The sequence below is a fragment of the Mycetocola sp. Y791 genome (assembly GCF_059445325.1).
Genome location: NZ_JCAIUC010000003.1, coordinates 20,238 through 41,038, shown reverse-complemented (window position 1 = coordinate 41,038; position 20,801 = coordinate 20,238). Strand labels below are relative to the sequence as shown.

The window sequence follows — 20,801 nt, the reverse complement described above, 5'->3', positions numbered from 1 at the left end:
AGAAAACACGATTTCCTAACCAGTTCCGCACAACCGGTGCGAGCCGGCGCGCAGGGGCGGACAGATAGGTGTGCAGCCCACACGGGCCGTCACCATTGTCGCGGCGAACGGGATCGCATTGATCATTTCCCGCATCGTGTGGTTCGCACAGATACGCTCCAGCAGGGCCGCCAACTGAGGGGCAGAAGGCGAAGCTCGGGCTCGCTCGCCGAGGGTCCCCGTTGAGGGTTCCGCTTTCGCGCATGGAGCGATTGCGAACTCTCGATCGTCGGCGCAGAATGGGAGGTAGTTCTGAGCAGGCCCAAACGTTGCATCGCGGACCTGATTCTCGGGCTTTCGGTACAACTCCAGAAGAGACGGTGGTGGTGCCACCGTGGCACCACCGTGATGCGTGGTCGACACTCGCCAACTCCTGGTCCACGTGCGTAGAGGCGACCCGTACAGAGATTCGACGCTGGCGGCAAACCCCAGACGATGCGGTGCCGCCACCGTGGCGGCACCGCGATAAGTCGACAGCCATCCATCGCGAACAGCCGGTGAGGAAAGCAGCTGCGGTTGGGTCGCTGATCGACGGAGATCGGCGAAACCCCGGGATGAACGGTGCTGCGACCGTGGCAGCACCGCGTTCACTCTTCATCCTTCGCGAATGCTCGGTCGAGGAGCGCGGAGGTGGCCGGGTTCACCATCTCGCTGCGCTGGATGTAGTGCTGCACCGTGATCTTCGTGTCCGTGTGGCCGAGCAGTTCTGCCGCGAGCTCAATGCTGGCGTTGGTGTTGACCGCGGTGGCAACCGTTCGGCGGAACATGTGCGGGGTCACTCCCTTGATTCCAGCTCCCTCGAGTACCTGTCGCAATTGTCGGCGCACGTTCGCAGTCGTCAGCGGCGTGCCGTCCCGGGACTGGAACAGCAATTCGTCCAGGCCCACACTCCCGACTCCGGCGAGTCGCCGGCGGACCGCGTCGGCAGCGAAGGTGGGGATGGCGACAACGCGGGTGGACCTGGCGGTTTTGGGGTGATCCTGCCGGAAAGTCTGCTCACCCTTGCGGCTGACGATCGTACCGGCCAGGCGGATGGACGGCACGGAGCTCGTGACGTCGACGTCCCGGCGGCGGATCGCCAGCACCTCACCAATCCGCGCTGAGGTACCGAGCATCACCTCGATGATCGCGCCGAGCTGGCCATCGGGCTTCGGTCCGGACATGTGATCCGCGGCGCTCTCCCACTGGGCGATCGCCGCACGGATCGTGTTCACCTCGGGGGCCATGAGCGCATCGGGGACGTGCGGCTCACGGTGCAGGCGGCCAACGTGGTCCATCGGGTTGCGCGGGAGGACCTCGTGCCGCACCGCCAGTTCCAGGGCGAGCCGCAGCACCACCCGGGCCTGCTTGGCGCGACTGTAGGAGATCTTCGACAGCTGCTTGATGAACTTGTCGCACCGGGCGACGCCGATCTCACGCAGGGCGAGGCTGTCGAACACGGGGAGACGAGGGTGCGCATGTTGCGCTCGTAGAGGTTCCGGGTAGTCCTCGAGATCCGGTCCTCCAGGTCGATGTCCTCCAGCCAGTAGGTCACCAGATCACTGAAGAGGCTATCCGGCGTCAGGGTCGTGTCGGCGGGTTGGAACAGGTCCCGGTCGGCGAGCTTGCTCTTCAGCGCCCGTTCTGCGGCCCTGGCGGTGGTGCCGCTGGCCTGCACCAGACGGGCGTGACCGTCCCAGTCGCGGTAGCGCGTTCGGGCCACATATCGGCCGGTCGGCGACGTGTGGGTGCTGATGTCGCCGAAGGTGCCGACGGCCAACAGCTGCCGAGGCATCTCGGCTCACCGCCGATCGGTGCGCCTGGGCCCGCTGGTGGGTTCGCGTTGCTCGGCGATCCAGGCGCGCACGTCGGAGATCGCGAATTTCAGGTGTTTGCCGAACCGGTAGGCGGCGGGGCCTTTGCCGTGCACCCGCCAGTCGTAGACGGTGGAGATCGGGATGCCCAGATAGGCCGCCAGCTCGTGGACGTCCATCAGGGGCTCCAGGCCCCACTCGTCGGTGTGAGGAGAGGTTTGGTGTTCGTCGTGGATGCTCATACCCAGAAGGTGCGCACGACGATCCCGGACGATCGGGAGGGACCGAAAGCGACCTCAGCGCCTCGGACGACTGGGCCGGTTCAGCGGCTGAAAAGTGCTCAAAGTGATGACGTAGTGATGACTCAATCAAATCTCTTAACCTAAAAAGTCCCGGAAACCCTTGAGTTTCCGGGACATTCGGTCGGGCTGACAGGATTTGAACCTGCGACCCCTTGACCCCCAGTCAAGTGCGCTACCAAGCTGCGCCACAGCCCGCGACCAGTCATCCTCTCGGACGACCTCGTCAATGCTACAGGACATTTCAGGCTCCCTTTGTCACCCTCTCACCCCCGCGCATGGATGTGCGAGCCATTGGGACAGAGCCCTGAGTCGTGACGAGCCACTATCGTCGAAGCTATGGGCACTCACACCGAACCCGACACATCACATCCACTCGGTCTCGCGTGCTCTCCCCGCGTACTCGGTGTCATTCGCCCGCATCCACACGGCTGCCAGCGTTCGGCGACCGGCCCGTACCGCACATGATGGCGTCGCGGCACGGGCACTCGTTCGTGTTGTCGATCGGCCTCGTCTTCGTCGGCGGCTCTTTTGGTGCTGCGACCCGGGAGTGGCTCAGAATGGCCGTTCCCGCGTTCGAAACAATCCCTGTCTCGATCGCCATCATCAACCTGATCGGCGCGTTCCTGCTCGGCTATCTGTATGAGGCTTTGACCCGGCTCGACAGCACAAGACAAACGGGCAAAAACCTCAGACTGTTGCTCGGCACCGGATACTGCGGCGGCTTCACAACCTACAGTTCCCTGGCCACCGACACTGCCGTGCTTCTTCAACACGGGTTCACAGCGGGAGCAATCGCGTTCGCCCTCGGCACGGTGGTGGTCGGCGCCGCCGCGACCTGGCTCGGCATCGTGATCGCCAGCATTGGCAACAACGCTCGCGCTGAAAAGACACCTGACGCCGCGACGCAAACGGGTGACGCACCATGACTCCGCTGGTCTTCGTGCTCGTCGTCGTTTGCGGGGGCGTTGGTGCTGCCATCCGGCTTACGGTCGATCAACTCATCCGGTCTCGCCAGAAAACCGGATTTCAGTGGGCCACCACGACCATCAACGCCGCGGGCTCGCTCGCGCTCGGCTTCCTCACCGGTCTGACGATGATTCACCTGCTTCCGACCGACCTCGCGGTGATCATCGGCGCCGCACACCTCGGCGGATTCACGACCTTCAGCACCGCCAGCTACGAAACGGTACAGCTCGTCAGGAAGAAGAAGTACGGTTTCGCGTTTCTCAGCAGTGTCGGCATGCTCGTGATCTGTGTCGGTCTCGCCTGCTTAGGCCTATGGATCGGTGCATCGATTTGAGCGCATCAGTCTCTAACCTCGGTCGCTGCATGAGGCTGGTGCGCGAGTTAGACGGGAGACGCAGGGAGCCGACGCGGGATCTCCGCAACCTGCGGAGCGAGGTCCACGGCCATAATCGCGACCGTCTGATTCGCCCTCGCGAGGGCGCGAAGCGCAATCTCTGCGGCCAAGGGCTCCTCCTCGTCGCCCAGATCGTCGACACCGATATCGGGGGCCACCGGCCCTGAGGCACGACCTTCATAGACCGCAATGAGCGCCTCGAAGTTCTGGGTGGTCGTTTCTTCCAGCTGCTCCCACTGTTCGTCGGTAAGCCGCGCCTTGCCACGGTGCACGCGTTCCGCCGAGGCGATGAAATGCCTCGTGTAATACAAAAGTTCCCAAAACCCGGTGAGGCGGTTCTCGATCCCACCGGGCTCAAACGCCCCGGCTCCGTAGCTCATCGGGCCGGCCGTTGCCTGCAGATCGCGCAACTGGGAGGTCATGGCGACCTCCTGCTTGGAGAGTGCAGCAATCTCCTCGGCGGTCAATTGCCGGTCACGCCGCCACAGTTCGAGGGCAGTCGCTGTAATGGCTTGCACCGTTCGCGTCAGCTTGACGGCTTGCCCGGCAAACTTGTCGCGTGTTCGCGTCGGCAAGATCAACGCGGCAATGATCAGAGCAACACCGGCCCCGATAATCGTCTCGACGATGCGCACACCAATGGTTTCTGAGTTCAGTCGGCCGAGCAGTTCGTACAGCTGGGCGAACATCATGGTCTTCCAGAAGGATGAGAGCGGTGACGAAGCGCCGCGGAAGTACATCATCGCGAAAACGCAGACGGCGAGCACCGGCAGGAGCACGGCGGGGTCCGATGCTGCAGCGATCGCAATACTGAAACCGACGATGGCACCGAACACTGTGCCGATGATCCGCTGCGAACCCTTCACGAAAGTCTCACCGTCGCTGCCACCGATCGCCTGATATGCGGGCATCGCCGCCCAATACTGGTGAGTTGTCGATACGAAGGTCCCAAGGAAAAGCGCTACCCCTGTCGACAGGCTGGCCTGGACAGCCCTGCGCCAGATGGGTGCGGTGTCTGCGGCAGCCGGTGGCCGATCCCCACCGGAGGCGTCGATGATTGCTGATTCGTCGACAGATTCCCGTTGATCGACGGATGCCTGCGCGGCGTCGTTGGCACCGGTCTCGGGTGAGGGCGGGGATGGCTCGTCACCAGAATGAGTCGGCGCGAGCTCCACCGCTCGCGCCGACTGGAGCACATCGACCGCTTCCTGCAGCTCGTATGCGGAACGGAGTACACGGTGTGCCACGCGTGGCCAACGCGCGGCTTCTGAGCTGAGAGACCGGAGGTCGAGCGAGCCCGCTGGAGAAGAGGCTGATCCCGTGCCGTCACCGATCGTCCTTGCGTCGTCACCCTCCGGCGCTACCCACGCCGGAGCATCCGGAATCTCCGCAATGTGGTCACGCACCGACGCCAGGACACCGGCAAGACGCGCACGGACATCGAGCGGCATACCCGCCCCCGTCGCCAGTCTGGCCTCGGAAGACAGGTTAACCAGGGCGAGTTCCGCTTCGTGAACCCGGATGCGCAAGACGCTTGCCTGCTGGGCGTCGAGCCCGAGATCAGGATCATTCTCAGTGAGTTGCCCGGTCAGGAATGAGGCCATCTGGTGCGTCTGTCGCAGTTCCGCGCGGGTGCGACGCATCAGGTCCGGATCCCAGCGCGCAGCGGAAACGGCGTCAACCAGCGGGTCAAGGGAGCGGGCCAGCCGGTGCTCAAACGCGACCACACCGCCCTTCACCACCCGGACGTGTGCGCTCTTGTTGGGGATCATCTGCACGATGACCGAACTGAGGGCACCGACAACCGCTGCACCGACGAATACGGGGAACTGGTTTCCCTGCAAGCCGAGGAGCAACGTGAAGTAGTACGTCATGAACGCGAGCTGGCCGAACCCGCCAAACTTTGGGCCGAACCGGGTAGCGGCGACGGCAACGAACGCCAGGCAGGCGAGTGTCACACTCGACGGCATGGGATCGTGCGGGACGATCGCACTGATTCCCAGCGAAATCAGGACGGGAATGACCGAGAGCGCAGCTGCCAGGCGACGGATACCGTGAGCGGAGCCCGACGCTGAGCCGGTGAACATCGCAATCATTCCACCGAAGATCGCTGCGGGGAATGCGGGAATGCCGAGCATCGGCAGACCAGCCGCGAGGACTATGACGGCGAGCGCCGCAGCCATGAGCCCCCGGAGGGCACCGAGAAGGCGGGAGAAGCCGGGGTCGATCAGCGTGACCCGGCGGGACAGGAACCCCCTGAGCCCGCCGCCGCTCTGCTTCCCGGCGGTCTCGCTGGGTGCCGGTGCCAGCGCACCCTGAGGCCATTCGTCTTTCCGCCTGGAGTAAACCGGTTGATAGTCGAGGTCGCGGCTGACCGCCGAGCCGAACTGCTGGGCACGGTAGGCGAACGGCAACCAGGCAACGTACCGGGAATACGCATCGTTGATGTCGCCCAACGGCTCACTGTCCACGAGCGGCGCCATGTCGCGGTTGACGCCGATGAAGCGGTGCACCCAGCGGTCACCGTCGTGTCGCTGGCTCACCCGTCGCCGCGACCGCGGCCGAGCGGCCAGCTCTGCCGTCACCTGCCCAGCAAATGCCTCGGCGGTCACCAGCTCAGGAACATCGATGCTCATCCACTTGAGCAGCGGATGCATATACGTTTCGAATTCGTCGAACTGCTCGGTCAACAGCAGCAGAGTCGGTTGCCGGGTGGCCGGGTGCGATGCGGGAAGCCCCCAGCGCAACCCTCCGATCGTCCCAGCGAGCATCTCAATCGAGTACGGCAACGAGAACGTGTCACGTCCACTCTGAAAGAAGTACGCGGCGTGGTGCCTCCGCACACCATCGGTATACGAGTTGAACACATCCGAGAGGCTCCTGAGATGCGCGTCAAGATCGACGGCGGTTCCGCGGGGAAAGTACGGCGCGAGGCTCGCAACCGGTTCGCCCACTCCGTCGCCCGGGCTGCCGAATTGAGAGGAGAGGGAGCGCAGGCTGGAGACGGCGTCGAAGAGCGAGACCAGAAACACGAGGATGAGGACGACGAGAACGATACCGGTGAGGGACTCAGTAACGGAGAGGATACGCAGAAAGTCGGTGTCTGGCACCAGTTGTGACGTTCCGACCGTGGACAGTTGAGCCGCGCTGAAATACAACGCGCCGAACAGGTCGCCGTGAACACCGTCGTAGACGAAGTTTTTGCCCTGCATGAACCCCAGATAGACCAGGCCGTACCCCAGGATCGTTCCGCTGAGCCACCACACGACAGTGACCAGAACTTGCAGTCCGGTGACCTGCCGCAGGACGGCGGGTCGCCAACGCCGTGAAACTTGCCGGGTTAATCGTTTCGTCAATTCCCATTGCCACCGCGCCAGTCGCCCGGCGATGAAGCCTGCTTCGTCATAGTTGAGGGCGCTCAGAAACACGTCGAGCCACGTCACTGCGAGGACGACGAATCCGAGTCCTATCCACAGCGCATCCACGCGGTCAGCATAGGACTCCGCGGATCGAGCACAAGATGCGAAGGACTCAGCCGGCCGTTGCCCTCGAGAAGCGCGTCGACGGGCGCCCCGCGGTGGCGTAGTCGAGCGTCTTCTCGGCCCGGTTCACAGCGACGAGGTACTCGAGGTACCGGCGCGCACTCACGCGAGAGATGCCGGAAAGCTCGGCGATCTGCACCGCCGAACTGTTCGGTGCGGACCCGAGCGCGGCCTCAACCGTGTCGAGCGTCTCACTGCTGAGTCCTTTGGGAAGGACAATGCGAGAACGGATGCCCGTGGTCATGAGAGCGTCGATCTCGCGTTGGGCGAGTTCCGCCCGCACCCCGGACTCGACGAGCGCGAGCCGGTCACGGGCCACATCGTCGAGTCGCTCATTGAGGCCTCGTGCGGTGAACGGCTTCACGAGGTAGTGCTGGATCCCGGCACTCCGCGCCTGCCGCACGCTCTCGACATCGCGCGCGGCGGTGACCGCGATCACCTCGGGCTGCACACCGCCCAGTGCCCGCACCCCGCGAAGCACCTCGAGTCCGGCGAGTCCGGGCAGGTCGAAATCGAGCAGCACCAGATCGGGACGGTGTTCGGCAATGAGCCTGAGTGCGTCCGGCCCGTTGTGCGCAGTCGCAGCCACCGCGAACGCGGGATGCGCGCCGACGAATCTGCCGTGCAACGACGCCACCTCGATGTCGTCGTCCACGATGATGGTCCGGAGAACAGCGGCGACGGTCACGACGCACCAGCACTCATGACACCAGCACCGGCGGCACCGGCACCGGTACCGGCCGCACGAGCACCCGCCGCGGATTCCTGCGATGGCCGGCTTCGCCCGGGCAGGTCGCCTACCGGCAGCTCGACGGTAAACAGCGCGCCACCACGCTCGGAACGCCCGACCGTGACGGTACCTCGCGCCCGGAGCACCGTGCGCCGCACCAGGGCAAGGCCGATCCCCCGCCGCCGCAGCGTCGGGCTCGCGTCGGCCGCGATCGCCTTCGAACTGACGCCCTCCTCGAACACCCGCTCGTACTGATCGGGCGGAATACCGTCTCCGTCGTCCTCGACCGTCACCCGGATCCGGGCGCCGTCGATCCCGAAGCCCAGCTCGATGTGGTTACCCGCCGAGCACGCCTCGAGTGCGTTGTCGATCAGGTTGCCCACCACCGTCACGAGGTCACCTCGCAACGTCGACGCGGCATCCGACCTCAGCCACGCCGGCAGCGGATCCGTTGGGAGGATCGAGACCGACATCCCCAGTTCGCGCGCATGGCTGGCCTTGACGAGCAACAGCGCGGCAAGCTCGGGGATCTCGAGAATCACCTCTTCACCGGGAACCCGCAGTGCTCCCCCGGTCCCGGTGCGTTCGACGAAGGCCCTGGCGTCGTCGATGAGGCCGAGCTCGAGCAGCCCCGAGATCACGTGCAGCTTGTTCGCGAACTCGTGGGCCTGCGCCCGCAACCCGTTGGTGAGCGACTGCGCGCCGTCCATCTCGCGCAGCAGCTGGTGGAGCTCGGTGTGATCGCGCACGAGCAGGGTCGCACCCACGGCACGACCGTGCAGCTCGGTGCCCGTGCTTCGCGCCACGAGGATCCGCTCACCGGCGAGCACGAGCTGACCGCCGGGTTCGCCGCGCTGCAGCACGCCGACGAGCGACGGATCGAGGACCTCGGCAGCCAGTCGCCCGGTGAGGGAATCCTCGTCCAGCCCGAGAAGCTCGAGCGCCGCATCGTTGACGAGCACGATCACACCGGCCTCGTCGACGCTGATCATCCCCTCACTCATGCCGTGCAGCATGGTCTCCCGCGACCCAACGAGCGACGCGATCTCCTTCGGCTCGAGGCGGTAGATCCGGCGGCGGATGATCGCGGTCACCCCGGCGGCTCCGAAGATCCCGACGACGGCGGATGCCGCGAGCGGAAAAACGAGCGCGCCGAGCCCGCCGACGAAGTCCTCGCGAAGCGCCGACTCCAGAATCCCGACCGATACCGTGCCGATGACCTCGCCGTCCGCACTGTGAACGGGCACCTTGGCCCGCCAGGATTCGCCCAGGGTGCCGGTCTCGGTACCGACGAACATCTTGCCTGACAGCGGCACAGACGGATCGGTCGAGACGGGTTCGCCGATGCGATCGGTGTCTGGATGCGAATAACGGATGCCGTCGGCATCCGTCACGACAACATAGGTGACGTTCGATGCCTCCCGGATGACCTCGGCGATCGGCTGGATCACCGCGGCCGGGTCCTGGTCGTCGTACGCATCGCGGATCGCGGGAAGCGTGGCCACCGATTGCGCGACGCCGATCATACGGTCGAGGTAGGCGTCGCGCACCTGGCGTTCAAACAGGCTGGCTGCCACAACGCCGGTGACCAGCACGACGGAACACACGATCAGCGCCTGGAGAAGAAGCAGCTGCAGGCGAAGCGACATTGCTTTCACTCCCCCATTGTCGCGCGATCTGCCGTCAGCGGCGAGCGGATGCCCGGTCGAACCGATGAAGAGCCGCGGCCAATACTTACGAAAGCCCCGGCGGAGCATCCGACCGAACTATCGTGCTGATCAGCACGGGGCGCACCGACGCGACCCCACTCGCAATCACTCAATGAGGAGACATCATGCGACGACACAGCCTGGTCATCGTTGCTGCAGCAACAGCTCTCACGCTCGCGGCCTGCAGCTCACCGGCCGCCGATCCCGCCACAGACTCGGACTCGGAAGCGAGCACCGAGGTCACCGACCTCTCGATCATCGTCCCAGCAGAGCCGGGTGGCGGCTGGGACCAGACCGGACGCGCGATGTCCGAGACCCTCACGGCAGAGGGCATCGTCGACAGCGCACCGGTCACCAACATCGGCGGAGCCGGCGGAACCGTCGGCCTTGCATCACTGGCGAACGAGAAAGACCCGCACACGCTCATGGTCACCGGGCTCGTGATGGTCGGCGCCGTTGAGACCAACGCGGCCCAGAACCGGATGGAAGACACCACGCCCATCGCCCGCCTCACCGAGGAAGCACTCGTCGTCGTTGTGCCGGCCGACTCGAAGTACAAGAACCTCGAGGATCTCGTCGAGGACATCGTCGAAAACGGCCAGGACGTGTCGGTGACCGGCGGCTCTGCCGGTGGCGCCGACCACATCCTCGCCGGCCTGCTGCTCGAAGAGGCCGGACTCTCCGGCACCGAGATCGCCGAGAGCCTCAACTACATCCCGAACTCGGGCGGTGGCGAAGCGGTGAACCTCATCCTGGGCAACAACGCGGCGGCGGGCATCTCGGGCATCGGCGAGTTCGTCGAGCACATCGAATCGGGCACGATGAGGGCACTCGCGGTGTCGAGTGCCGAACCGGCCGAGAACCTGCCGGATGTCCCGACCATCACCGACGAGGGCTACGACGTCACGCTCACCAACTGGCGCGGTGTCCTCGCGCCGACGGACATCTCCGACGCTGACCGCGACGCACTCATCGCGACCGTCACCGAACTGCACGACAGCGACGCATGGACCGAACAGCTCGAAACCCGCGGCTGGGCGGATGCGTTCCTCACCGGTGACGAGTTCGAGACGTACCTCGACGAGAACATCACCGAGGTCACCACCACGCTCACGAACATCGGCCTGGTCGGCTGATCATGTCGAGCCCATCGACGGGTGTGCCCGGCAACGGCCAGGCACACCCGGCAACCGGGAACGACCCGGTTGCCGCTCCCCCGGCGCGGTCGAAACTCGGCGAGTACATCTTCGCCGCTCTCGCCCTCGCGCTCGGTATCTTCGTTTTCGCCGGTGCCTTCGCCATTCGGGTGCCGGGGGCCGGCACCCAGGTTGGTCCCCGGGTCTTCCCGTTCCTCGTCGGAACCATCCTCATCGTCTCGGCCGCAATGGTCGTCGTTGACGTCTTCCGCGGCAAGCTCGCCGACCTCGAAGAAGGTGAGGACATCGACAGCGCCGCGAAGACGGACTGGATCACACTCGCGAAGATCACGGCGTTCGTGGTCGCGCACATCGCACTCATCGAGGTGATCGGCTGGCCGTTCGCCGCCGCCGTCCTCTTCGGTGGCGTCGCCTGGTCGCTCGGCGCGAAGCGCTGGTGGATGGCGCTGATCATCGGACTGGTGCTCGGCCTCATCATCTTCATCCTCTTCGGCGGCCTCCTCGGCCTCTCCCTGCCACCCGGGCCGCTGCTGACCTGGCTGAACCCGCTCCTCGCGACCCTGAGAGGCTGACATGGACAACATCCTGAGCCTGATGGAGGGTTTCGCAACGGCCCTCCAGCCGCAGTACCTCATCTTCGGCTTCATCGGCGTGCTCGTCGGCACCGCCGTCGGCGTGCTCCCGGGCATCGGCCCGGCCATGACCGTCGCCCTGCTGTTGCCGCTGACCTATTCGCTCGACCCGACCGCGGCGCTGATCACCTTCGCCGGTATCTACTACGGCGGCATGTACGGCGGCTCGACAACGAGCATCCTGCTGAACACGCCGGGCGAATCGGCCTCGATCGTCACCGCGCTCGAGGGCAACAAGATGGCGAAGCTCGGCCGAGGGGCCGCCGCACTCGCGACAGCGGCCATCGGTTCGTTCGTGGCGGGCACGATCGCGACAGTCGGCCTCACCCTGTTTGCCCCGATCATCGCATCGTGGGCGGTCACCCTCGCTCCGGCCGACTACGTCGCGCTCATGGTCGTGGCCTTCATCACCGTCGGTGCGCTCCTCGGCTCGTCGGTGTGGCGGGGCCTCACCTCCCTCGGCATCGGCCTGTTCCTCGGGCTCGTCGGCACCGAGATCCTCTCCGGCCAGCAGCGGTACACCTTCGGCCTGCTCCCGCTCGCCGATGGAATCGACGTCGTTCTGGTCGCGGTCGGGCTCTTTGCCGTTGGCGAGACGCTCTACGTCGCGAGCAGGATGCGACACGGGGCAATCGCCCTCATCCCTGTGACCCGCGGCTGGCGCAGCTGGATGTCGAAGGACGACTGGCGCAGGTCGTGGAAACCGTGGCTCCGCGGAACGGCGATCGGCTTCCCGATCGGGACGATTCCGGCGGGTGGAGCGGATGTCGCTACCTTCCTGTCCTACGCCAGCGAGAAGAAGCTCTCGAAGCACAAGGAGCAGTTCGGCCGTGGGGCTATCGAGGGCGTCGCCGGGCCGGAGGCGGCAAACAACGCTGCGGCCGCCGGGGTGCTCGTTCCGCTGCTCACCCTCGGACTGCCGACAACGGCGACCGCCGCGATCATCCTCTCGGCATTCCAGTCATACGGCATCCAGCCGGGCCCGCAGTTGTTCACCAACCAGCCCGCGCTCGTCTGGGCGCTCATCGCGAGCCTGTACATCGGCAACGTGCTGCTGCTCGTGCTCAACCTGCCGCTCGTCGGGATCTGGGTGAAGCTCCTGCAAATCCCGCGGCCGTACCTCTACGCGGGGATCCTGACCTTCGCAGCCCTGGGTGCGTACGCGGTGAACTTCTCGATCGCCGACATCGTGATCCTCCTGATCATCGGTATCGTCGGGTACTTCCTGCGCAGGTACGGTTACCCGATCGCTCCCCTCGTCATCGGGCTCATCCTCGGCCCGATGGCTGAAGCGCAGCTTCGGCGAGCGCTTCAGCTCAGCCAGGGTGATCTCGGCGCCCTGTTCACACGCCCGTTCGCGGCGATCTGTTACATCGCCCTGATCCTCATCATCGCCCTCGGGCTCTGGCTGCGCCAGCGTCAAAGCCGGCTCGAGCGCACCCTGGCCGCGGCGGCAGCAGCCGACACCTCGGTCAAGGCTGCGGTGAACCAGATGTGGGATGCCGGCGATCGCCCCACGGATGTGAGAACGTCGGACATCCGTGTGGTGCCGTGGAAGGACGACGAGCCGAAACGGTCAGGAACGGATTCAAACGGGCCGGACGACAAGCAGTAGGCGCACCGGGGAACACGCCGTAGCGCCCCGCCGCGGGGCCGGACCGCTCAGACGGGTTCCGGCCCCGCGACGGTGCGGGCACCGGGTTCGAGCACCAGCGCCCGTTCCCTCACCAGGGACAACGCGTGCTCAACGGCTCCGACACTCACGGCGTCACCGCCCAGCCGCGACGCCACGAGTTCAGGAGCCGTCGGGTCACCGCTGCCCGCGACCCTGAGGGCTGCCCCGGCGATCACGGCAGGCAGCGACTCAGCCAGGTGGCCGCCAACGATGACCCTGTCGACGTCAAGCAGATCACCGAGCACGATGCAGATCCGTGCGAGGCGCTCGGCGAGACGATCGAGGATTCCGCGCGCAACGGCATCCCCCAGCTCGGCCGCCTTCGCCACATCGCTCTCGGTCAGCGCTTTGGGGTTCACGCTGCCAAGGGGGCTGCGGGCGTCAACCTCGCCCGCCGCCATTGCCTCGGACGCCCACTGCCGGGCCAGCAAGGCCAGCCCGTTGGCCGAACCCACGCCGTCGACGTAATCGAGAAAACGCATTTCGCCGGCGCCGCCCCTCCTGCCGCGCACGAGTCTGCCCTCGATCATCAGCCCGGAGCCGATTCCCTCACCGACGAGCATCGAGATGTACGAGCCCACATCGCGGCCCTGCCCCGTCCCTGTCGCGCGTTCGGCGATCGCCGCGAGGTTCGCATCGTTCTCGACGGTGACGATCGGGGCGACATCCTCAAAGGCCCCGCTGAGGTCGGGGTTCATCACGGCCCAGAATCCGTTCTCGCCCTCGGGAGACGTCCCCTGAGCGTCAACGGGTGCCGGTACTCCGATGGTGAGCCCCAGCACCCGCGAGCGGTCGACCCCTGACGTTGCCATCGCCCGATCGAACACCTCGAGGGCAAGACGGCGCCGTTCGCTGGCATCGGCTAGTCGATCAACACTGTTCGGCGAGCGGGCGGGTATCCGGACCTCTGCAGTCCCGAGGCTCGCACCGCGCAGGTCAGCGACCCTGGCAGACATCCGGTCATACCCCGCGTCAATACCGACAACCACGCCTGCTCGCTCCCGAAGCGCGTAGCGGCGGGCCGGTCGGCCCTTCCGCCCCGTCCCCTGCACGTCTTCCAGCTGATCGAGCCAGCCCTTAACGACGAGCTCATCGCAAACCCCGATCACCGTCGCCCGGGTCAGGCCAACGGATGCCATCACATCCGACGCCGTGAACACGCGCGTTTGCCAGGCATGCTCGAGCACCGTGCGTGCATTGAGCGTGCGCAACACTTGCGGTGACGACGCGATAACGCTCTGAACCAAAGCCTTGACCTTTCATTTTGGTAAGCGCAGTATGTACGTCATCAATAGATTTACAGCCTAAATATAATGCTTCCGGGAGCGATTCCGGAGGGATATCCCCACAAAGCACCGCACACATTCGTCAAGGGAGACAATGTCGTGAATTTGAGAACCGGTCCTCGAGCTCGATTCGGCCTCGCTGTCGCCATGATCACCGCCGCGGCGCTGTCGCTCACCGGGTGCGCCGCGGCCGGGAGCGGCCCCACCGAGATCACCTTCCATATGAGCAAGCCGGAGGCGATCCCCTTCTTCCGGGATCTCGTGAAGCAGTTCAACAGCGAGCAGTCCGAGGTGAAGGTCACCCTCGACACGGCATCCAACCTCTCCGCGGGATTCCTCCGAGGCAACCCACCCGACGTCGGGCTGCTCAACTACAACATGGAGATGTCGCGGTTCATGGAGCGCGGTGCCCTCTCCGACCTGTCGGACATGCCCGAGACCGACCGCATTCGTCCTGACGTCCAGGAACTGGCGGACCAGTACGCGACCTATCCGGGACGCACCAGTGTGCTCCCCTACTCGGTGGCCGCGGCATCCGTCATCTATAACGTCAAGATCTTCGAAGACAACGGTCTCGACGTTCCTGAGACATGGGACGAGCTGGTCACGGTCTGCCAGACCCTGCAGGACGCGGGCATCACCCCCATCTACAGCACGTTCTCAGAGCCCTGGACGATTGCACAGGGGCTGTTCGATTACTCCGTCGGCGGATCGGTCGATGTCGCCGACTTCTTTGAGCAGATGAACGAACTCGGCACCGAGGTCGGCCCGGATTCATCGGTCTCGTTCCAGAAGGATTTCACCGAGCCAGTCGAGAAGATGCTGGAGCTTGCCGCCTACTCCAACGACGACTCAGCAAGCCGGACCTACGGCGACGGGAACGTCGCATTCGCCAAGGGCGAAGCCGCCATGCTCATGCAGGGCCCGTGGGCCCTCGGCGAAATCGCCAAGACCGACGACAGCCTCGAACTCGGCACCTTTCCGTTGCCGGTAACCGACGACCCGGATGACCTCAAAGTTCGAGTGAACCTCGACCTCGCGCTCTGGGTTCCCGAGATCGGCGATGCCCAGGAGGCCTCACGTGAATTCGTGTCGTTCCTCATGCAGAAGGAGATCATGGACGAGTACAACGCCCAGTTCCTCGGCTTCGGCACCACCACCGACGCGGCGCCGGCCACGGATGAGCGCATCCTCGGCATGCAGGAGTACTACGAAGACGGTCGCTTCTACCTCGGCGCGTCACAGCGCATCCACCTGAGCATCCCCGCCGCCAACTACGTACAGGCCATCGCGACCGGTGCCGACGTCGACTCAACGCTGAGCCGGCTCGACGACGACTGGGCGCGCCTCGCCCTGCGCGACTGATTACCGGAGGACACGACATGTCTATTCCCCTCACCCCCGCCGCCGCCTCGGCCGGTTCACTCGTCACAGAGGCCGAGCACGGAAAATCGGCCCACCTGGCCGGCTCACACAGCCGAAAGGGCAAGCCGAAGGTCGATCCGATCTACTACCTGTTCCTGTTGCCGACGCTCGTCCTCTTCACCCTCGCCATCACGGTTCCGGCGATCGTCGGAATCTTCTACAGCTTCACGAACTTCATCGGGTTCGGTGACTGGCAACTGGTCGGGTTCACCAACTACATCGCGGTGTTCTCCGATCCCGCGATTCTCGCCAGCTACCTCTTCACCTTCGGCTTCGCTCTCGTCACTGTGCTTGCCGTCAACGTCATCGCGTTTCTCCTGGCGGTGGCGCTGACGTCCCGGATCCGGCTGAAGACTCCGCTTCGGGCAATCTTCGTCATCCCCATGGTCATCTCCGGCATCGTCATCGCGTTCGTGTTCAAGTACCTCTTCGCCAACTCACTGCCCGCGCTGGGCGCCGCGACCGGGATCGGCTGGCTGCAAGAGTCGATCCTGGCCAACGAGAACCTCGCCTGGCTCGCGATCGTCATTGTCACCGCGTGGCAATCGATCCCCAGCGCGCTGCTGATCTACATCGCCGGACTGCTGTCGATTCCGGGTGAGGTCTACGAAGCGGCCGACATCGACGGAGCGAGTGCGTGGGTCCGGCTCCGCTCGGTGACCCTCCCGCTCGTCGCCGGCTACGTCGTCATCAACATCATTCTCGGTTTCAAGGGCTATCTGAACGTGTACGACGTCATCGTCGGTCTCACCGCCGGCGGTCCGGGCACAGCGACCCGAAGCATCGCCATGACCATCTTCACCGGCTTCACCGGTGGTGACTACGCCTACCAGATGGCGAACGCAACGATGTTCTTCATCATCGCGGTGCTGATCTCCATCCTCCAGCTTCGGATCACTCGCGGAAAGGCGGCACTCTCATGACGCAGCAAATCTCGACGCCTGCCCCAGCAGTGGCGGACACCCGCACTGCGGCTTCCCCGGCTCGCCGCCGGGGCAGGGTCGGGCAGGAACGCACCAACTGGCCGCTCATGATCGTCCTGTTCCTGTGCGCCCTGACGGTCCTGCTGCCGCTGTATGTCACCATCTCGATGTCGATGAAGACGTCAGCGCAGTCCGTCGACGGCAATGCGCTCTCGCTCCCGTCTCCCGTCGACTTCTCCGGCTTCGCCCAGGCGTGGGAGCTCACCAACTTTCCCGTCACCTTCACCATCACCACCCTGGTCACGATCGCCACGGTAGTCGGCACTGTGCTCCTCGCTGCCCTCGCCTCCTACGCGATCGTGCGCAACTGGGAACGCCGCCTGTTCCGATATTCGTTCTTCTACCTGCTCGCGGCCATGTTCGTGCCATTCACGGTTATCGCGCTCCCCCAGATCCAGCTCACCGGCCTGGTCGGACTGGCAAACCCCGTCGGGGTGACGATCCTGCACATCATGTTCCAGTTGTCCTTCAGCATCCTGCTGTTTACCGCGTTCCTGCGCTCGATTCCCCTCGAACTCGAGGAGAGCGCGCGCATCGATGGCGCCACGACCTGGCAGACCTTCTGGCAGCTGATTTTCCCGCTGCTCGCGCCGATGAGTGCGACGGTTGCAATCTTCGCCTTCCTGGCCTCCTGGAATGACTTCATGCTGCCCTCGCTGATCATCGCCGACTCCAGCCAGCAGACCATTCCCGTCGTGCAGAACATCTTCCAGACCCAGTTCAGCAGCAACTACAACGTGTCGTTCGCCTCCTACCTCATGGCCATGGCACCCGCGATCATCGTCTACCTGTTCACCCAGAGGTGGGTGATGGAAGGGGTGACCCAGGGTGCTGTCAAGGGATGACGTCGCGTCGGAGACCGACGCCGCATGGTGGCGTCAGGCCGCCGTCTACCAGATCTACCCGCGCAGCTTTGCCGACTCCGATGGCGATGGAATCGGTGACCTCGCCGGCATCCGTTCTCGCATCGGCTACCTCAGCGCACTCCACATCGATGCTGTGTGGTTGAGCCCGTTCTACCCGTCGGCGCTTGCTGACGGCGGGTACGACGTCGATGATTACCGGGATGTCGATCCGCGGCTCGGTACCCTCGCGGATTTCGATGCCCTCGTCGCCGACCTGCATGCTGCCGGCATCCGGATGATTGTCGACATCGTCCCCAATCACACCTCGAACCGGCACGAGTGGTTCCGTGAGGCTCTCGCATCCCCCCGCGGATCTGCGGCGCGCGCACGGTATATCTTCCGCGACGGCCGCGGCCCCAATGGCGCCGAGCCGCCAGCCGACTGGACGAGCGCGTTCGGCGGCCCGGCGTGGGAGCCGGTGGGAGACGGCCAGTGGTACCTGCACTACTTTGCCGTCGAACAGCCCGACCTCAACTGGGACAACAGGGAGGTCCGTGACGACTTCCTGAGAACGCTGCGATTCTGGTCCGACCGTGGTGTCGATGGTTTCCGCATCGATGTTGCTCACGGACTCGCCAAAAAGCTCGACGAGCACCTGCCGACCCAGGCTGAGCTGGACGCCCTGCCGAAGGGCAACGGCGGCCACCCGCTCTGGGACCGCGACGAAGTCCACGACATCTATGCCGAGTGGCGCACCGTCTTCGATAGCTATTCACCGCCCCGCACCGCCGTGGCCGAGGCGTGGGTCCAGTCACATCGGGTGCCCCGGTACGCGAGCCCGGAGGGTCTCGGGCAGGCGTTCAATTTCGACCTTCTTGAGGCCAATTTCGATGCGGATGCCTTCCGTCGCGTCGTCGAAGACAACCTCGCGCTCGCGGCGCAGTCCGGGTCATCGACGACGTGGGTGCTGTCGAACCACGACGTCGTGCGGCACGCCACCCGGTATGGGTTGCCCGAACCGGCCAACCCTGGCGAGAAGCACGGCTACGCCTGGCTGATGTCCGGTGGCGTCTCGCCCGTTCTCGACCGCGCTCGGGGACTGCGGCGGGCACGGGCTGCCACGCTGTTCGAGCTGGCGCTGCCGGGGTCCGCCTACATCTACCAGGGCGAAGAACTCGGACTGCACGAGGTCGCGGACATTCCCGCCGAGAGCCGCCAGGACCCTGCCTTCTTCCGCAACCCCGGGGTGGAGGTCGGCAGAGACGGCTGTCGTGTCCCACTGCCGTGGACCACGGACCGGCCGTCGTTCGGGTTCGGTACGGCGCGCGCACATCTCCCCCAGCCCGACTGGTTCGCCTCGGTCGCGGTCACGGTTCAGGAACACGACCCGGATTCGACGCTCGCGCTGTATCGGAAGGCACTCGAACTGAGGCACCGCCTGCAGACAGCCGAGCACCTCGAGTGGCTCGATTCGGCACCGGATGTCGTGAGGTTCCGGCGCCCGAACGGCTGGGAGATCGCGATGAACTTCGGCGCCGAACGGGCGGAGCTGCCGTCCGGAACCGTGCTGCTCTCGAGCAGCCCGCTCTCCGGTCGGCAGCTTCCCGCGGAGACGACAGTATGGATGCAACCGTCATAGTGCCCGCTCGTCCGGCATCCGGGTGACCTTGCCAGCTCCTGCTCGCGCCCGTACGGAATAATGCGACGGGACGCAGGGAGCGAACAGATGGATCTGGATGTCAGCGCAGTACCGTACACGGTTGCCACGGGCGCACCGCCGAGCAGTGACGACGTCGCCGAGGCGATTAACGTCGCCTATGACCGAAGCCTGGACCGTACCGACGGCACTGTCGCCGACTACATCCCGGAGCTCGCCGACACCTCCCCCGATCTCTTCGGTATCTGTGTGGCAGAGGTAGACGGCACGGTGCAGGGCGTCGGCGACGTCGATCACCCGTTCACCATCCAGTCGATCTCCAAAGCCTTCGTGTGGGCTCTGGTGTGTGAGGAGATCGGCGACGAGAAGCTGATCGAGCTCATCGGTGTCAATAACACCGGCCTGGCATTCGATTCGGTGATGTCACTTGAACTCAACGACGGCCACCCCATGAATCCGATGGGCAACGCCGGTGCGCTGGCCACCACCGCGCTCGTTCCCGGCGACAGCCCGGACGAGCAGTGGGAGTTCATCCGGAAAGGGCTCAGCGGGTTCGCCGGGAAGGACCTCGAACTCGACGAGGCCGTGTACCGCTCGGAGTCAGCGTCCAACCAGCGCAACCAGGGAATTGCCCGGCTGCTGGAGGGTTACGGGCGCATCGGGTCGAACCCGCTCGACGTCGTCGATGTCTACACGAAGCAGTGCTCGCTCCTCGTCACCGCGACCGATATCGCCGTGATGGGTGCGACCCTCGCCGATGGCGGCATCAATCCGATTACCGGCGAGCGTGTGGTGTCTGAAACCGTCTGCCACGACACTCTCGCGGTGCTCGCCGCGAGCGGTCTCTATCAGAACTCGGGTGAGTGGCTGTTCCGAATCGGGCTGCCAGGCAAATCCGGAGTCAGCGGCGGAATCGTCACCATCGCACCAGGGAAGGCAGGAATCGCAACCTTCTCGCCTCGACTCGACGATGCCGGAAACAGCGTTCGTGGGCAACGTGCCACCGCGTATCTCAGCCGGAGGCTCGGGTTCGATCTCTTCGCTTCCCGTCCCCACAACACCTCCGGCGACAGTCCCCGCTGAGTCAGACTCCTGTCGCGGAGCGGGCGTGACGGGCACCAGCAGCGTGCGTTCGATCAGACGGTGTTCCAGTGCCGAAGCATCAGAGGGTGCAACCGAATCCACATGACGCTGACGAGCCGCCCATTAAAGTCGATCGAGATCGTGGCAGCCGTCCCATCGTCTCGGGTCAGGAAGAGTCCGGCCTGGCCGTTCACCGAGCGCTCGAGAAGGCGTCGCCCCGGTTGTGCCCGCATTCCGAGGAGAAGCAGCGCGATCGCGTCGTAGTGTCCACCGATCACTCTCATGGAGCGGCCCTCAACCCGACCATCATCGACAACGACAGCGACGGTCGGTTTGAGAAGGGATTCGAGACGACCGGCGTCCCCGTCCTCGAGCGCGTGGCGCAGATTCCGCACCGCGCGATAGTGCACCGGTCGCGCAAGCCATTCCCACACGGTCGCCAACGGCCCCGGTGCCGGGTGGTCGGGCGATGCTCTTCTCGTTGCGATAACTGACATGGCGTTGCCCAGCTCGTCCTGTATGACGCTGCCGGTCTCCTTTCGGCCTTTCGCGAATCCGCGCGAGCGGAATTGCAAGCTCAGAC

The 20,801-nt window shown here is 65.0% G+C and carries 17 protein-coding genes and 1 tRNA gene; 10 read left to right on the top strand and 8 right to left on the bottom strand.

The window, feature by feature from the left end:
- Window positions 1–626 precede the first annotated feature (626 nt).
- The 3 genes from AC1C2N_RS09275 to AC1C2N_RS09265 form a co-directional block, all read right to left on the bottom strand.
- A complete protein-coding gene (locus tag AC1C2N_RS09275) occupies window positions 627–1,478 on the bottom strand; it encodes a tyrosine-type recombinase/integrase (protein WP_495433773.1) in 852 nt (283 codons plus the stop codon).
- A 341-nt stretch (window positions 1,479–1,819) separates the two neighbouring features.
- The gene (locus tag AC1C2N_RS09270; protein WP_495433772.1) at window positions 1,820–2,074 is read right to left on the bottom strand and encodes a helix-turn-helix transcriptional regulator; all 255 of its coding nucleotides are present in this window, start codon (window positions 2,072–2,074) and stop codon (window positions 1,820–1,822) included.
- Between the two features lie 181 nt (window positions 2,075–2,255).
- Window positions 2,256–2,329, bottom strand: a tRNA-Pro gene (locus AC1C2N_RS09265).
- Window positions 2,330–2,595: 266 nt separating this feature from the next.
- Between AC1C2N_RS09265 and AC1C2N_RS09260 the strand changes: the two genes are divergently transcribed.
- Both AC1C2N_RS09260 and AC1C2N_RS09255 read left to right on the top strand, forming a co-directional pair.
- A complete protein-coding gene (locus tag AC1C2N_RS09260) occupies window positions 2,596–3,060 on the top strand; it encodes a fluoride efflux transporter FluC (RefSeq protein ID WP_495433771.1) in 465 nt (154 codons plus the stop codon).
- Window positions 3,057–3,434, top strand: coding sequence for a fluoride efflux transporter FluC (locus AC1C2N_RS09255; protein WP_495433770.1), 378 nt, complete (start codon window positions 3,057–3,059; stop codon window positions 3,432–3,434). The genes AC1C2N_RS09260 and AC1C2N_RS09255 overlap by 4 nt, the downstream gene beginning before the upstream one ends.
- 47 nt (window positions 3,435–3,481) lie before the next feature.
- On the opposite strand, the gene AC1C2N_RS09250 is transcribed toward AC1C2N_RS09255, so the two are convergent.
- The 3 genes from AC1C2N_RS09250 to AC1C2N_RS09240 are packed head-to-tail and all read right to left on the bottom strand — an operon-like array spanning window position 3,482 to window position 9,415.
- Window positions 3,482–6,979: an FUSC family protein gene (locus AC1C2N_RS09250; RefSeq protein ID WP_495433769.1), complete on the bottom strand. Its 3,498-nt coding sequence runs from the start codon at window positions 6,977–6,979 to the stop codon at window positions 3,482–3,484.
- 46 nt (window positions 6,980–7,025) lie between these two features.
- The gene (locus tag AC1C2N_RS09245) at window positions 7,026–7,724 is read right to left on the bottom strand and encodes a response regulator (RefSeq protein WP_495433768.1); all 699 of its coding nucleotides are present in this window, start codon (window positions 7,722–7,724) and stop codon (window positions 7,026–7,028) included.
- Entirely contained in the window at window positions 7,721–9,415 is a 1,695-nt protein-coding gene (locus tag AC1C2N_RS09240; RefSeq protein ID WP_495433767.1) for an ATP-binding protein, read from the bottom strand. Before AC1C2N_RS09240 ends, AC1C2N_RS09245 begins: the two co-directional genes overlap by 4 nt.
- A 185-nt stretch (window positions 9,416–9,600) precedes the next feature.
- Here AC1C2N_RS09240 and AC1C2N_RS09235 point away from each other — a divergent pair, with 185 nt between their 5' ends.
- The 3 genes from AC1C2N_RS09235 to AC1C2N_RS09225 are packed head-to-tail and all read left to right on the top strand — an operon-like array spanning window position 9,601 to window position 12,879.
- Complete coding sequence (locus AC1C2N_RS09235) at window positions 9,601–10,611, top strand: Bug family tripartite tricarboxylate transporter substrate binding protein (RefSeq protein ID WP_483403825.1); 1,011 nt, start codon at window positions 9,601–9,603, stop codon at window positions 10,609–10,611.
- A 2-nt stretch (window positions 10,612–10,613) separates the two neighbouring features.
- Window positions 10,614–11,204, top strand: a complete 591-nt coding sequence (locus AC1C2N_RS09230; RefSeq protein ID WP_495433766.1) for a tripartite tricarboxylate transporter TctB family protein — start codon at window positions 10,614–10,616, stop codon at window positions 11,202–11,204.
- A 1-nt stretch (window position 11,205) separates the two neighbouring features.
- On the top strand, window positions 11,206–12,879 hold the full coding sequence (locus AC1C2N_RS09225) for a tripartite tricarboxylate transporter permease (RefSeq protein ID WP_495433765.1): 1,674 nt from the start codon (window positions 11,206–11,208) through the stop codon (window positions 12,877–12,879).
- 47 nt (window positions 12,880–12,926) lie between these two features.
- On the opposite strand, the gene AC1C2N_RS09220 is transcribed toward AC1C2N_RS09225, so the two are convergent.
- Window positions 12,927–14,186 carry an ROK family protein gene (locus tag AC1C2N_RS09220; RefSeq protein ID WP_495433764.1) on the bottom strand — a complete coding sequence of 420 codons (1,260 nt, stop codon included), beginning with the start codon at window positions 14,184–14,186 and terminating at the stop codon, window positions 12,927–12,929.
- 138 nt (window positions 14,187–14,324) lie between these two features.
- Here AC1C2N_RS09220 and AC1C2N_RS09215 point away from each other — a divergent pair, with 138 nt between their 5' ends.
- The 5 genes from AC1C2N_RS09215 to glsA all read left to right on the top strand — a co-directional run bounded on the left by AC1C2N_RS09215 (window position 14,325) and on the right by glsA (window position 20,218).
- The gene (locus AC1C2N_RS09215; protein WP_495433763.1) at window positions 14,325–15,590 is read left to right on the top strand and encodes an ABC transporter substrate-binding protein; all 1,266 of its coding nucleotides are present in this window, start codon (window positions 14,325–14,327) and stop codon (window positions 15,588–15,590) included.
- 17 nt (window positions 15,591–15,607) lie between these two features.
- Window positions 15,608–16,573: a carbohydrate ABC transporter permease gene (locus AC1C2N_RS09210; RefSeq protein ID WP_495433762.1), complete on the top strand. Its 966-nt coding sequence runs from the start codon at window positions 15,608–15,610 to the stop codon at window positions 16,571–16,573.
- Window positions 16,570–17,478 (top strand): carbohydrate ABC transporter permease, encoded by a 909-nt coding sequence (locus tag AC1C2N_RS09205; protein ID WP_495433761.1) that lies wholly within the window; start codon window positions 16,570–16,572, stop codon window positions 17,476–17,478. The genes AC1C2N_RS09210 and AC1C2N_RS09205 overlap by 4 nt, the downstream gene beginning before the upstream one ends.
- Complete coding sequence (locus AC1C2N_RS09200; RefSeq protein ID WP_495433760.1) at window positions 17,462–19,117, top strand: glycoside hydrolase family 13 protein; 1,656 nt, start codon at window positions 17,462–17,464, stop codon at window positions 19,115–19,117. Before AC1C2N_RS09205 ends, AC1C2N_RS09200 begins: the two co-directional genes overlap by 17 nt.
- A gap of 87 nt (window positions 19,118–19,204) precedes the next feature.
- Window positions 19,205–20,218 (top strand): glutaminase A, encoded by a 1,014-nt coding sequence (gene glsA, locus AC1C2N_RS09195; RefSeq protein WP_495433759.1) that lies wholly within the window; start codon window positions 19,205–19,207, stop codon window positions 20,216–20,218.
- 53 nt (window positions 20,219–20,271) lie between these two features.
- On the opposite strand, the gene AC1C2N_RS09190 is transcribed toward glsA, so the two are convergent.
- Window positions 20,272–20,715, bottom strand: coding sequence for a sigma-70 family RNA polymerase sigma factor family protein (locus tag AC1C2N_RS09190; RefSeq protein WP_495433758.1), 444 nt, complete (start codon window positions 20,713–20,715; stop codon window positions 20,272–20,274).
- Between the last annotated feature and the right edge of the window lie 86 nt (window positions 20,716–20,801).

What these genes read in the sequence shown, in the direction of transcription:
- AC1C2N_RS09240 (WP_495433767.1), bottom strand. Translation starts at nt 9,415, where the DNA reads ATGTCGCTTCGCCTGCAGCTGCTTCTTCTCCAGGCGCTGATCGTGTGT.
- AC1C2N_RS09235 (WP_483403825.1), top strand. Translation starts at nt 9,601, where the DNA reads ATGCGACGACACAGCCTGGTCATCGTTGCTGCAGCAACAGCTCTCACG.
- AC1C2N_RS09230 (WP_495433766.1), top strand. Translation starts at nt 10,614, where the DNA reads ATGTCGAGCCCATCGACGGGTGTGCCCGGCAACGGCCAGGCACACCCG.
- AC1C2N_RS09205 (WP_495433761.1), top strand. Translation starts at nt 16,570, where the DNA reads ATGACGCAGCAAATCTCGACGCCTGCCCCAGCAGTGGCGGACACCCGC.
- AC1C2N_RS09255 (WP_495433770.1), top strand. Translation starts at nt 3,057, where the DNA reads ATGACTCCGCTGGTCTTCGTGCTCGTCGTCGTTTGCGGGGGCGTTGGT.
- AC1C2N_RS09270 (WP_495433772.1), bottom strand. Translation starts at nt 2,074, where the DNA reads ATGAGCATCCACGACGAACACCAAACCTCTCCTCACACCGACGAGTGG.
- glsA (WP_495433759.1), top strand. Translation starts at nt 19,205, where the DNA reads ATGGATCTGGATGTCAGCGCAGTACCGTACACGGTTGCCACGGGCGCA.
- AC1C2N_RS09260 (WP_495433771.1), top strand. Translation starts at nt 2,596, where the DNA reads ATGATGGCGTCGCGGCACGGGCACTCGTTCGTGTTGTCGATCGGCCTC.
- AC1C2N_RS09210 (WP_495433762.1), top strand. Translation starts at nt 15,608, where the DNA reads ATGTCTATTCCCCTCACCCCCGCCGCCGCCTCGGCCGGTTCACTCGTC.
- AC1C2N_RS09225 (WP_495433765.1), top strand. Translation starts at nt 11,206, where the DNA reads ATGGACAACATCCTGAGCCTGATGGAGGGTTTCGCAACGGCCCTCCAG.
- AC1C2N_RS09190 (WP_495433758.1), bottom strand. Translation starts at nt 20,715, where the DNA reads ATGTCAGTTATCGCAACGAGAAGAGCATCGCCCGACCACCCGGCACCG.